Source organism: Jejuia pallidilutea, assembly GCF_002973595.1.
Taxonomy (GTDB): Bacteria; Bacteroidota; Bacteroidia; order Flavobacteriales; family Flavobacteriaceae; genus Jejuia; species Jejuia pallidilutea.
The window spans coordinates 337,384-350,958 of sequence record NZ_PVEO01000005.1; the positions used below are offsets into that span (position 1 = coordinate 337,384).

Below are 13,575 nucleotides of genomic sequence, written 5' to 3' on the forward strand. Positions count from 1 at the left end.
CATGACAAAAAAGAAAAAGAACGTAGACAAGGAGTTTGGTTTATCATCTTGGGCAATAAATAACAAAACCACCATGTACGTGCTTATTGCCGTATTTTTCTACATAGGTGTTACTGCTTTTTTTAGTATGCCAAGAGAAAATTTTCCAGAGGTAAACGAAACCAAAATTTATGTAAGCTCTGTTTTTCCTGGCAATACTGCCGAAGACATAGAAAAACTAATTACAGACCCATTAGAGGATAAACTAAAATCTATAAGTAATGTTGTTGAAATTACCTCAACATCGCAAGAAGATTACTCTATGGTTATTGTAGAGTTTGATGAAAACATTACTGTAGAACAAGCCAAACAAAAAGTAAAAGACGAAGTAGATACAGAAACCTCTAGTGAAGATTGGCCCACATTTAACGAAGCTAAAGTAGAACCCGATGTGTTCGATTTAAGTCTTTCTGAAGAAATGCCTATTCTTAACATAAATATTTCTGGAGATTATCCCGTTGAAAAACTAAAAGAATATGCCGAATATCTTCAAGATGAAATTGAAGACGTACAGGAAATTAAAAAGGCAGATATTCGTGGCGCACAAGATAAGGAAGTAGAGGTAGCTGTAGATATTTATAAAATGATGGCTGCCCAAGTAACATTTAACGATGTTATTAGCGCCATTAAAAGTGGTAACGTTACCATGTCTGCTGGCAATTTAATAGCTAGTGGCCAACGTCGTACCATTCGTATTTTGGGTGAAATAGATACTCCCAGCGAACTAGAAAATTTTGTGGTAAAGTCTGAAAATGGTCATGCCATTTACCTTAAAGACGTTGCAAGTATCGCTTTTAAAGAAGAAGATAAAACTACTTTTGCTCGCGAGTTTGGAGCACCAGTTGTAATGCTCGATGTTAAAAAGAGAGCTGGAAAAAACATGGTTGCTGCAGCAGAACAAATTCAAACTATTGTTAAAGATGCTATTGAAAATGTTTTTCCTCTAGATTTAAAAGTAACCATCACCAACGATCAATCTCCAAAAACTATTGGGCAAGTAGATGATTTGGTAAACAACATTATTTTTGGAATTATTTTGGTTGTTACCGTTTTAATGTTCTTTTTAGGATTTAAAAACGCCTTATTCGTTGGTTTCGCCATTCCTATGTCTATGTTTATGTCGCTTATGATATTAAATCTATTAGGGCATAGTCTAAATACCATGGTACTTTTTGGTTTAATTATGGGCCTTGGAATGCTTGTAGACAACGGTATTGTGGTTGTAGAGAATGTTTACAGGCTTATGGACGAAGAAGGCATGAGCCGTATTGAAGCTGCAAAAAAAGGTATTGGTGAAATTGCATTCCCTATTATTATTTCTACAGCTACTACGGTTGCTGCTTTTATCCCTTTAGGGTTATGGCCTGGAATTATGGGAGATTTTATGATGATTTTACCCATTACCCTATCCATTGTATTAGGCTCCTCGTTATTTGTCGCTATTTTCTTTAACTCAGTATTGGTTTCTAAATTCATGAAAACAGAAGATAAAGACATGCCTTTAAAGAATGCTATAATGACGTCTTCAATTATTGGAGGAATAGGTATACTTATTTTTATTTTTGGAGGCACCAACAGAGCCCTAGGAAGCGTTATGGTATTTTCTGCAATTATGCTTTGGGTGTATCGATTGTTTTTAAGAAAATGGGCTAACAATTTTCAAACCAAAACACTAGTAAAATTAGAAAATTGGTACGAAATTCGTCTGCGAAATGCGCTTTCAGGAAAAATGCCTTATGTGTTAAGTATTGGTACTTTTCTACTATTAATAATATCGTTTGTGGCGTTTGGCATATCGTTAGCGACACAACGTACCAAAGTAGAATTTTTTCCAGATAATAAGCCAAATCAAATTATAGTTTACATTGAATACCCCGAAGGTACCGATATTGAAAAAACCAATGCCATTACAAAAGAAATTGAAAAGCGCGTATTTGATGTACTTAACCAAGATGAATATGTTGATGATGGCTATAACTTTTTGGTAGAAAGTGCTGTATCTCAAGTAGGTGAAGGTGCAGGAAACGCACAAACCGATATGGGTTCTGCAGCAGAAACTCCCCATAAAGCCAAAATTACAGCCTCTATGCGCGAGTACAAATACAGACGTGGTAAGGATAGTGAATTATTGCGCCAAAAAGTTCAAGAAGCCTTGGTTGGTATTTATCCTGGGGTTTTAATTTCAGTAGAAAAAGATGCTAATGGCCCACCTGCCGGTTCCCCTATAAATATTGAAATTGAAGGAGACGATTATAACGAATTGATAGCTACAGCAGAAAACATGCGAGAATTTATCAATACGAAAAATATCCCTGGTATTGATGAACTTAAAATTGATGTAAATAAAGATAAACCCACAATGCGTGTAACTGTTGATAGGGAAAAAGCTGGTGAATTAGGTGTTAGCGCCTCTCAAGTTGGGCAACAGTTACGTAATTCTATTTTTGGTACCAAAGCTGGTATTTACAAAGAAGATGGTGACGATTTTGATATCTATATTCGTTTTAACGAAGATATAAGATACAATACCAGTGCATTATTCAATCAAAATATAACATTTAGGGACAACACAGGGCAAATAAAAAGTGTACCCGTATCGGCCGTCACAAAATTTGAGAACAACTCTGGATTTAGCGCTATTAAACATAAAGAAACAAAGCGTGTGGTTACTGTGTATTCTGCTTTGGCTCCAGGTTTTGTTGATGCTAGCGCCATAATAGCTCAAATTCAAAACGAAATGAAAGGCTATACAGGTTTGCCAGAAAACATAAAGATAGATTATACAGGGCAAATTGAAGAGCAAAACAAACAACAAGCCTTTTTAAATAATGCCTTCTTAACTGGGTTAGCATTAATATTTTTTATTCTAATATTTCAATTTAACTCGGTGTCTAAACCTGGAATTATTATGATAGCTATCTTTCTAAGTTTTATTGGTGTTTTTGGCGGAATTGTAATTACAGGGAGTTCTTTTGTTATTATGATGACTATGGTAGGTATTATATCGCTAGCAGGAATTGTAGTTAATAATGGTGTGGTGCTTTTAGATTATGCACAACTTATTATTGATAGAAAAAAGAACGAATTAGATCTTGATGAGGAAGCCTACATACAAACCGATGATCTTTATGAAGCTATTGTTAAGGCAGGAAAAGCACGTTTACGCCCTGTATTACTAACAGCCATTACTACTATTTTAGGATTAATTCCTTTGGCTATTGGGCTAAACATTAACTTCTTCACATTATTTTCAGATTTCGATCCGAATATATACATGGGTGGAGATAATGTAGTGTTCTGGGGTCCTTTGGCGTGGACAGTAATATACGGATTGCTAATTGCAACATTCTTAACGCTTATTGTAGTGCCCGTTTTATTCTTTTTAGTAACCAAATTTAAAATGTGGTTATTTAAACATAGAATTGCAGAAGTTAGTTTAGCTAAAGACCACCATATTCCCAATGAAAACAGGCTTTAAAACCATTTACAAATAATTTTGATTATAAAATCCAGAGTTTAAAGTTTAAACTCTGGATTTTTTTTTTAGAAAGTTTACTTCCACTCAAAATCTCCATGTTTAACAGACCAATCGTTTCCAAAAAAACCAGCACATTTTACTTTAGAAACACCATCTTCTAAAACAGCATCTTCAAACAATACTACATCAGGAAATGTGGTGCCGTTTACCAAATAATGGTTAGCGTAAGCTGCTTTCATACCCTTTTCACCCGTGGCAGTAACTACACCCACACTAGCTTTGTTTGAATCTGTCCTTGGCACAATAAAATACATCCCCCAATTACTTCCTGTAATGGTTCTTCCATCAAAATCTATAGCATTATTCATCACCTGAATAGGGCTTTCTTTTAAAAGTTTAGTCCACGCACTGTTATTATCCTTATTACCGTATAACACCACATTTCTGTCTGCATATTTTTTTAATGAAAACTCGGTATCAGGTATCATTTCAATATTTCCATTAGCGCGGTACCAAAATTTTTCAGCATCAAAAAGCGCCCTATTATAATACCATTTATTTTCTGCTTCATTTCCTTTGGTTGCGTAAACCAATACCACGTTGTTTGTAAAAGCATCTTTAAATCCGCCATTTCGGTGTGGCCCTTTTTGTTTTAAATCTGGTTTTGAAGCTAACTGCCATTCACCATTTTCCTTCTTAAAAAACATGGTAGATTTACTATCTATCTTTATAGTTTTTCCATCTAAAACCAAACTATTTATAGTATCCTTCAGTTTAGAAAATTCAACCTTTAACACATCCACATTATTAGTAGTAATAGTATAATCTTTGTCTTTTAAAAACTTAAACGAACTCACTTTAAAGGCGTCCTCTTGCTGATATATTGAAATAAAATGCGACTTTGATGACACCCCTGGAGATCCTGTATAAAATTCTAGTTCATCAATATCTTTATCTTCTGTTATACTTCGGTTTTTAAACATATCAAAAATAGGCTCCCAATCCATACTATGGTCGCCATACCAATGTGTGCCATCAGGATATTCATAATAAGTGAAATCTGGATGAAACTTCCCTAAGCGTTCGCGCATATCTCTAGCTATAGCTGTTGGTACCACATTATCCTTTTCACCATGATAAATATAAATACCATGATGCAAATAATTTCGAATAAGTTCTAAAGTTCTACTTGGTGTACCCGCTCTGGTAATCATATTTTCAACTGCCGATGGCACATGCTTTATTTTCATACGCTCTAAAATTTTCGGCGTAATGCCAAAACGTTTCATTCGTTCTTCAGACATTTGTGAAAATCTGCTTAACGAACGATCTCTATACAACAACAAATCGGGATATCCGGCGCATGGTGCTAAAGCCGCAAATTTATCGGGATATGTAGCACCTAAATACCACGTACCATGACCTCCCATAGAATGACCAGTAAGATAAATGCGATTTTCGGCTGGTTTGTAAACGTGTTTGGCTTCGGCTAACACTTCCAAAGCATCTAAGCGTCCCCAATCTTCCCAAGCAAATCCAAACGGACGACGATTTGTAGGCGCAATAACATGCCCCCAGTCTTTTTGTTTATAGGCATTGGCTTGATTTTCGGCTTTTACCGATGCACCGTGAACAGATAAAAACATGGCTAACGAATCTGTATCTTTAGTAGTTGAAGGCGCTATACTATAATACTGCACACTCCCATCTATAGCACTTATAAAAGTGCGTTTGTGTTTTTTGTATTTCGATTTTACTCTAATATTTGTTGTGGTTTTGGTATCTACAATGTGTTGTCCGTCAGATAGATTAAGTGTCATTTCAATTCTTCCCAATTTAGAAGAATCTGCTACATGGGCTATTTTATAAGCTACCTTTTGCACACTTAAAGGTGGTAAATCTTGAATTTGATGTGTTCTTGATTTACCATCAATTTCAGACGTAATTTCATAACCTTTAACCCAATTTTCGGTGGCATTAACAACTCTTACTGCCGCTAAATAATCTTTTGGCTCTTCAATTAAAACATCTGGTAAGGTTAAATCTCTAGTTGTAATTTGTACATGGGTTTTAGGTTCAATTAATCTTGCTCTTATTCTAGGAAATCGTCCTACTTTTAAAACAAAAATATTAGTGCCTTTTTTAAGTTTTATGGGAACTAAACTCCATCCGTAATCGTAATAATCGCCTTCATGTGGATACCCGTTTATTAACGCTAACGTGTGCCCCGATGCTTCAAAAAGCACCACTTTTTCAGAATTAGATGTATAGGTTAAATACACATAGCTCGACCTTAAATTTCGGTTTCTAAAAGAACTTGTAGAATCTACTTTTATGGGCGTCCACTTTAATTCTTCACCTTTAAAATCAACATCAAACACTTTATTTTTTGATGCTCTATACTCTGGATTCATTAAAAACGTATTGAACACTGGGTCTTCTGGAAATGTTGATGAATTAACGCCACTATTTTGAAGTTTCAATGTTAAACCTGTTTTAAAAACATGCAGTAATTTGCCTTCTTCAATCTCGTTAACTTTTTCTTTTCCGAAATACTCAACAATATTTCCTGTTCTTTGCTGCGCATTTAATGCAAAACAAAGAGAACAAAGACAGAATAAAACACTTAAGATTTTGTTACCGGTAAAATTTATCATGATGAAATTTATTTTCTTTAAAATTACTTTTTTAAATCCTTTTAAAAATATTTTTCGACTAGTAACAAATATGCATCAATGAATAACTTTGTAAACCTTTAAAAAAGCAATATAAAATGGTTAATCTATAGACTAATTCTTTAAATTTGCACATCAAAATTTCACTATGTACAGAAGTCATAATTGCGGCGAATTAAGAGCCTCAAATATTAATGAAGAAGTAACCCTTGCTGGATGGGTGCAAAAATCTAGAGATAAAGGATTTATCGTTTGGGTAGACCTAAGAGACCGCTACGGTATTACGCAGTTGGTTTTTGATGAAGAACGCACCTCTAAACAGCTTATAGAACAAGCACAAAAATTGGGTCGCGAATTTGTAATTCAGGTGAAGGGAACCGTTATAGAACGTGCCTCTAAAAACCCAAATATAGCAACGGGCGACATAGAAATATTGGTTTCAGAATTAAACATACTTAACCAAGCTATTTTACCACCGTTTACTATTGAAGACAAAACCGATGGTGGTGAGGATTTAAGAATGAAATATCGCTATTTAGATATTCGTAGAAATCCTGTAAAAAACAGTTTAATTTTTAGACATAAAGTAACCCAAGAAGTTCGTAATTATTTATCGAACGAAGGATTTATTGAGGTAGAAACACCTTATTTAATTAAGTCTACTCCCGAAGGTGCTCGCGATTTTGTAGTACCAAGTAGAATGAACCAAGGTGAGTTTTACGCCTTACCGCAATCGCCACAAACCTTTAAGCAATTGCTTATGGTTGGCGGAATGGATAAATATTTCCAGATTGTAAAATGTTTTAGAGACGAAGATTTACGTGCCGATAGACAGCCAGAATTCACACAAATAGACTGTGAAATGGCCTTTATTGAGCAAGAAGATATTTTAAATGCTTTTGAAGGATTAACACGCCATTTATTAAAAGAAGTAAAAGGTGTTGAAGTTGAAAAATTCCCAAGATTGCTGTACGATGATGCTATGCGATTATATGGTAACGACAAACCAGATATTCGCTTTGGGATGGAATTTGGAGAATTAAACGACGTTGCGCAACACAAAGATTTCAACGTATTTAACAATGCCGAATTAGTAGTTGGTATTGCGGTTCCAGGTGGAAACGCTTATACCCGTAAAGAAATAGACAAACTTATAGACTGGGTAAAGCGTCCGCAAATAGGCGCTTTAGGTATGGTGTATTGTCGTTGTAATGACGATGGCACGTTTAAATCGTCTGTAGATAAGTTTTACGACCAAGACGATTTAGCAAAATGGGCAGAAGTAACAGGCGCTAAACCAGGCGATTTAATTTGTGTACTTTCTGGAGACACTCACAAAGTGCGCACGCAACTAAGTGCTTTACGTATGGAATTAGCAGAACGTTTAGGTTTACGTAAACCCGATGAGTTTGCACCGCTTTGGGTTATGGATTTTCCATTATTGGAATGGGATGAAGAAACAGAACGTTATCACGCGATGCATCATCCATTTACATCACCAAAACCAGGACAATTAGAATTACTTAAAACTGATCCGGGTGCAGTAAAAGCTAATGCTTACGATTTAGTACTCAATGGCAACGAAATTGGTGGGGGTTCAATAAGAATTCATGATAAAGAAACGCAATCTTTAATGTTTGATTATTTAGGATTTACTGAAGAAGAAGCCAAAGCACAGTTTGGATTCTTAATGGATGCCTTTCAATATGGTGCGCCACCACACGGTGGACTCGCGTTTGGATTAGACAGGTTGGTAGCTATTTTAGGCGGACAAGAAACTATACGAGATTTCATTGCGTTCCCTAAAAACAATTCAGGGCGTGATGTAATGATAGACGCACCTGCCCCAATTGATGATGAACAATTAGAGGAGTTAAGTTTAAAACTTAATTTAAAATTATAATACTTAGAAATCCTGCTCTTAGCGGGATTTTTTATTAATTTTATAATATGCCCACTAAAGGTAAAAGTCTTTTAAGAAAGTTTTTAATCTGGAAATACAAACATATTTCTGAACGCCAATTCATTTATATGCTTAGTATTTTAGTTGGTTTTTTGGCTGGAATGGGTACCGTTGTACTAAAAAACCTTACGCATTACATTAGGCATTTCTTTAACCTTTATATCTTTAAAGACTACCAAAGTACACTTTACTTTATACTTCCTATAATTGGCCTTTTATTGGTTTATATTATAAAACAAACGTGGCTAAAAAAACATATTGGCCATGGTATATCCACTACATTGCATGCTATATCCAAACTTAACGGTATTATACCAAGATATAATATTTATGCAGGATTAATAACAGCACCTTTAACTGTAGGCTTTGGTGGTTCGGTAGGGCTACAGGGACCAGCTGTAAGCGTAGGTGCCGCACTAGGCTCTAATGCAGCCCGTTTATTTCACATGAATACCAAAACACGTTTACTACTTATAGCGTGTGCTGCTGCTGGCGCCATGGCATCTATGTTTAAAGCCCCAATTGCAGCAATTATTTTCGCCATAGAAATTTTTAGTTTAGATATCGCATTTACATCGCTTGTTCCTCTGCTATTAGCTTCGGTTTCAGCTGTGGTTACTTCTTATTTTTTCCTAGGAACTGATGTGTTATTGCGTTTTGAACTCACTGATAAATTTCAAATTAACGACATTGGCTTTTACGCTATTTTAGGTGTTGTTACAGGATTAATGTCTGTGTATTACTCTAAAGTATTTTTTGGTATTACCAACTTTTTTAAACAGTTTGACAGTCGAGCGAAACGCTTAATCATAGGTGGTCTAGCCATTGGTACGATGCTGTATGTTATCCCTCCACTTTATGGTGAAGGTTACGGCGTAATGAACAACCTTTTAAAGGGCGACCATATTGCTGCTATTGGCAATACCCCTTTCAACCTAGATTTAGAAAATATCTGGATAGTTATAGCCTTACTTTTAGGGATAGCCATTTTTAAAGCCATAGCTATGACCACTACTTTTGGAGCTGGAGGTGTTGGCGGCGTATTTATTCCCACCTTAGTTATGGGAAGTGCTTTAGGTAACGCTTTTGCCAAAATAATTAACAATCTAGGGCTAGATTTTCATGTATCTGAATCTAATTTTACACTAATAGGAATGACAGGGTTAATGGCCGGTGTATTACACGCCCCTTTAACCGCTATATTCTTAATTGCAGAAATAACTGGAGGTTACGAGTTGTTCGTACCCCTAATGCTGGTTGCTGCGATTTCTTTTGCTATTACTAAATATTACATTTCACATTCTATTTACACCTTAAAATTAGCACAACGTGGAGAGTTAATTACTCACGATAAGGATAAAAACGTATTGATGATGTTAGAAATAGACAAGGTAGTTGAAACCAATTTCATTATCTTAAAACCAGAAATGAAATTACGTGAAGTACTTGAAAATGCAGTTGCAAAATCTTCGAGAAATCATTTTCCTGTGGTGAATAAAAATGATGAATTCTTAGGTGTTATCAGGTTAGATGATATTAGACATATGATGTTTAATACAGAACTCTACGACAAAGTAGATGTACAAAGCTTAATGCACGCCGATGCAGGTATTATAAATTATGAAGAAGATACTATGAATAGCATCATGGAAAAATTTAAAACTAGTGGCGCATGGAATTTGCCTGTAATTAAACATGGGAAATATTATGGTTATATTTCCAAATCTAAACTATTAACAGCATACAGGCGCCAGTTAATTAACGTAACGCATTAATAAAAATGAAATACCTCATCATTATCCTTACTTTAGTTTCAGCAGGTTTAATAATTTCTGGGTTTGCTTTTAAGTTAGAAAACTCACAAAAACTTATTGGATCTGGGGTTGCAGTTCTATTTTTTTTAGTATTCCCTTTATTCTCTTATTACCGTTGGAAAGATCGTGATGTAAAAGAATATATGTTAACTAAAGAAAACTTAGATAAAATGAGAGAAAGCCAAAAAGAAAAAAAATACTAATTTAAATTGCGCTTCACTATAAAAAAACGTTTTAACAGGGCGCTAGCTTCATCCTCCAAAATTCCACCTTCAATTTTTGTCTTTGGATGTAATTTTGTTTTTAAATTAATACAACCGCGGTCTTTGTCTCTAGCACCAAAAACAATTTTATCAATTTGACTCCAATACAATGCGCCAGCACACATTTGGCAAGGTTCTAATGTTACGAACAACGTACAACCCTTAAGATATTTACCGCCTAAAAAATTAGCAGCCGCTGTTATGGCTTGCATTTCGGCATGAGCAGTTACATCAGTTAAAGTTTCTGTTAAGTTATGTCCACGAGCAATAATTCTATTATCAATTACAATTACAGCACCTACAGGAATCTCTCCCTTTTCAAAAGCTATTTCAGCTTCTTGAAGGGCTTTTTTCATAAAATAAGTGTCATCAAAAGGTTCTATCATAATAGCTAAAATACAATTTCAAATTATTCTCATAGCGTAATATAAATAAAAAAACGCGCACTTCTCAAAGTATAACTAAAGGAGAAGCTACGCGCTTTTAAAAATAATTACCTCGATTTCTTCCTGCTCAACAAGGCCTAAACTAATAACTATTTTTATAGTTAGCCATACCTATTGCGTTTAAAGCAGAATAGTTTTACGTTTTATTCTTTTATAATTTTATGATTTGTACTATTGTACTCTCCTACTATTTTTAAAACATATAATCCTGATTGTAATCCACTAATATCTAAGTCTACATTACGTGACAATGTAGTAGATTTTGTTAATACCATTCTACCATTTATATCTACCAATTGTAATTTAACATCACCTAAATTTCTATTTGATGTTATAGTAATTGTATTGGTAGCAGGGTTAGGATATATCTTATAATCTGATGTATTAAACGTATCTGCACTTAATGTTGTACAATTAGCTAAACTTGGGTCTGAAGCATCGGGCACAGTAAAATCTTCTACTTGATCATTAAACACAGCCAAATCTCCTCTAGATGCGGCTACCCCCAAACCTCTTTTTGCAAACACTTCCCAAATTAAGCATTGGTCTGCGCCTCCCGTAAGTGCTATGTCGGCCGCTAAAAGCCCATCTCTACCATCTATAAAATCTGGGTTACAACCTTGTAATTTCAACCCTTCTATTACCAGGCGCATCACTTTATTATTTCCACCAGTGCCTTTATAAAGGTCTGGATCGAAACCATATTTGTCAACATAAGCCCAAGTTAAATCCCAAAGCATAGTAGCCCAAATTGTTCCATTGTAATGTACTATTTCATTAAGCCTTATATCTTCCCCTGTATCTGCATCTTGACCAACGACTCTATCATCGTTAGTCTCATTGAAAGTGTATTCGTTTACTCCAAAATCTGTACTGTATTTTCTTGTTCTTATACCTTGTCCATCAATTTCTTCACCACTAGCAAAAGTACCAATACCCCTTCCATCTGTTCCTAAATCTGAAGCCTTCATAGTAAGCATTAACGTAAACCAATCTGACCAGCCTTCGCCCATTTGAAAATTGTTATTTAAACAGCCAGAGTTATTAGCTCCACCCGTTAATCGCGTTGAGATACCATGTCCGTACTCATGTATAACAATGCCATTATCAAAACTAGAATCCTTGAAAAATGGACCATTATCAACAATAGTTGCAGTTATTCTTTCTCTTCGCCTTATTGCACTTATAATAGTTTGCCCATCATCATAATTAACAAATATTGAAGGAATTGTAAATTCTGGATCTGTTACACCGTACATATTAACGTATGGCACATAATCTGGATCGCTGGTTGGGTTATTATGGTTAGCAACTATAACAGCTATTGCACCAGCATCCTGAGCATTTTGAATTTTTTCAGTAAACGCACAAGACCCTCTCCGGATTACAGCTATTTTACCTGCTACGTTTGCCGAATTAACTAAAGGACTACACCCTTCTTCTGGAATTACACCACCATCATCCACAATCACTAAAGCCCCTGTAACAGGTGTTGAAGAAGGCCCCGTTATGTTTCCAGTTCCGTCGGCTCCATTACCTCTAGAGGGTTTAACAGACCCATAATTACCGGCTATGGTTCCTCCTGAAATGGTTAAATTATCTGTAGCAATACCTGCAGGAGACCATAAAAACATTTGCATTCTAGGAGCACTACCGTCTGGTGGTGTAGCAAAATTTGCATTGTTTGTGCCAGAGCCATCCTGTGCTTGCGCAACTACACCATCTCCATCATCACCTTCATTACCGTAGTTATTCTCTTGGAAGTTACCACTAGCTTCATCAAATCCGTAATAATACCATATATCGTGCATTACGTTATTATGATAAAATAAATTTATAGTGGCTGCATCTAAATAATTAGCAGCATCTTGGTCTAGGGTAGTTATAGGAAAATTAAAGTTTAAACTTGCTGTACCATCTGGCGAACCACCGTTGGTGAGATTTATCCCATCTATGTCGTCTTGAGCCCAAACATTGTTTCCTCGGGTAATAGTAAATTCAGCGCCAGCAATACCATCGGTATCATGCCATCCAAACGGAGAGGCTTCAGGGTCGGCTGGATTTGTAATTACTTGAAACGATCCGTGGTTAGGGCTCTCTATGGGCAAAGGCAATACGTTATATTGAGAGCCGTCAACAAAAAACATACTTTTTTTAAATACATCAAATGTATGTGTTTGTTTTAATACAGAGGTTATATGTCCATTTTGGTGGGTATGCTCTCCTTCAAAACTACAATTTATCACCCAATCATCTTTATCTAAAACTGCACCATTAATAGCATCAATTCTCACACTCCACCAATGCTTACTATCTTTAGTATAAATACTTAAATCCCAAACTAATTTTAAATTACCGTCTTTATCTTTCAAATACATTAGTTCAACAGGTACATTCTCTTGGGACATACCACCTTTTGAGAAAACCTTTTTTAATGTACTAGAACTAACAACTTCTGGTGAACCCTCAATATTAATTTTAAAATGAGTAGCTGCTTTTTGCATTGCTTCCACTGCTTTTAAGGAAGGCGACAAAACATTAACCTTATCTTTAAGGTTTGGTACAAAATTGTCCTTAAAATAAAATATTTCATTGTTTTTTATGGCTACGTTAGATATAGCATTGTATATCTTAACACCTTTGTAAGATTGATAGAGATATACATGGGTAACTCCAGAAGATTTAGAGTAAGATGTTCTATCTAAGTAAATATCTGCAACATCTGTGCTGGTTAAATGACTTAGCTTTTCATTGTTTTTAATGTAATCTAATATTTGTAAACCTAATTTAGTGTCTGCTAGTTTCTCTTGCGCAAATGCAGAATTAACCAAGCAAAAAACAATTAAAGTAACAAATAACGGTAGTAACTGTTTTTTCATGTTTTAATTTTTCGTCAA

The 13,575-nt window shown here is 35.2% G+C and carries 7 protein-coding genes; 4 read left to right on the forward strand and 3 right to left on the reverse strand.

Annotation, left to right across the window (positions count from 1 at the left end):
- Position 1 precedes the first annotated feature (1 nt).
- Positions 2 to 3,517, forward strand: coding sequence for an efflux RND transporter permease subunit (locus tag CLV33_RS10550; RefSeq protein WP_105473870.1), 3,516 nt, complete (start codon positions 2 to 4; stop codon positions 3,515 to 3,517).
- 74 nt (positions 3,518 to 3,591) lie between these two features.
- On the opposite strand, the gene CLV33_RS10555 is transcribed toward CLV33_RS10550, so the two are convergent.
- Positions 3,592 to 6,174, reverse strand: coding sequence for a carboxylesterase family protein (locus CLV33_RS10555; protein ID WP_146109732.1), 2,583 nt, complete (start codon positions 6,172 to 6,174; stop codon positions 3,592 to 3,594).
- Positions 6,175 to 6,340: 166 nt separating this feature from the next.
- Here CLV33_RS10555 and aspS point away from each other — a divergent pair, with 166 nt between their 5' ends.
- Genes aspS through CLV33_RS10570 form a run of 3 tightly spaced genes read left to right on the forward strand, consistent with a single transcriptional unit; the run spans position 6,341 to position 10,172 of the window.
- Positions 6,341 to 8,095, forward strand: a complete 1,755-nt coding sequence (aspS, locus tag CLV33_RS10560; RefSeq protein ID WP_105473871.1) for an aspartate--tRNA ligase — start codon at positions 6,341 to 6,343, stop codon at positions 8,093 to 8,095.
- 47 nt (positions 8,096 to 8,142) lie between these two features.
- Entirely contained in the window at positions 8,143 to 9,930 is a 1,788-nt protein-coding gene (locus CLV33_RS10565; protein WP_045371023.1) for a chloride channel protein, read from the forward strand.
- A gap of 5 nt (positions 9,931 to 9,935) precedes the next feature.
- Positions 9,936 to 10,172, forward strand: coding sequence for a hypothetical protein (locus tag CLV33_RS10570; RefSeq protein WP_105473872.1), 237 nt, complete (start codon positions 9,936 to 9,938; stop codon positions 10,170 to 10,172).
- Here the strand turns inward: CLV33_RS10570 and CLV33_RS10575 are convergent.
- Both CLV33_RS10575 and CLV33_RS10580 read right to left on the reverse strand, forming a co-directional pair.
- Positions 10,169 to 10,618 (reverse strand): nucleoside deaminase, encoded by a 450-nt coding sequence (locus CLV33_RS10575; RefSeq protein WP_042241574.1) that lies wholly within the window; start codon positions 10,616 to 10,618, stop codon positions 10,169 to 10,171. The two genes, CLV33_RS10570 and CLV33_RS10575, sit on opposite strands and share 4 nt — an antisense overlap.
- A 203-nt stretch (positions 10,619 to 10,821) precedes the next feature.
- Positions 10,822 to 13,557: a T9SS-dependent M36 family metallopeptidase gene (locus tag CLV33_RS10580; RefSeq protein WP_105473873.1), complete on the reverse strand. Its 2,736-nt coding sequence runs from the start codon at positions 13,555 to 13,557 to the stop codon at positions 10,822 to 10,824.
- Positions 13,558 to 13,575: the final 18 nt, after the last annotated feature.

Excerpts from the sequence above, each read along its gene's own strand:
- CLV33_RS10550 (WP_105473870.1), top strand. The coding sequence starts at position 2 with ATGACAAAAAAGAAAAAGAACGTAGACAAGGAGTTTGGTTTATCATCT.
- CLV33_RS10555 (WP_146109732.1), bottom strand. The coding sequence starts at position 6,174 with ATGATAAATTTTACCGGTAACAAAATCTTAAGTGTTTTATTCTGTCTT.
- aspS (WP_105473871.1), top strand. The coding sequence starts at position 6,341 with ATGTACAGAAGTCATAATTGCGGCGAATTAAGAGCCTCAAATATTAAT.
- CLV33_RS10565 (WP_045371023.1), top strand. The coding sequence starts at position 8,143 with ATGCCCACTAAAGGTAAAAGTCTTTTAAGAAAGTTTTTAATCTGGAAA.
- CLV33_RS10570 (WP_105473872.1), top strand. The coding sequence starts at position 9,936 with ATGAAATACCTCATCATTATCCTTACTTTAGTTTCAGCAGGTTTAATA.
- CLV33_RS10575 (WP_042241574.1), bottom strand. The coding sequence starts at position 10,618 with ATGATAGAACCTTTTGATGACACTTATTTTATGAAAAAAGCCCTTCAA.
- CLV33_RS10580 (WP_105473873.1), bottom strand. The coding sequence starts at position 13,557 with ATGAAAAAACAGTTACTACCGTTATTTGTTACTTTAATTGTTTTTTGC.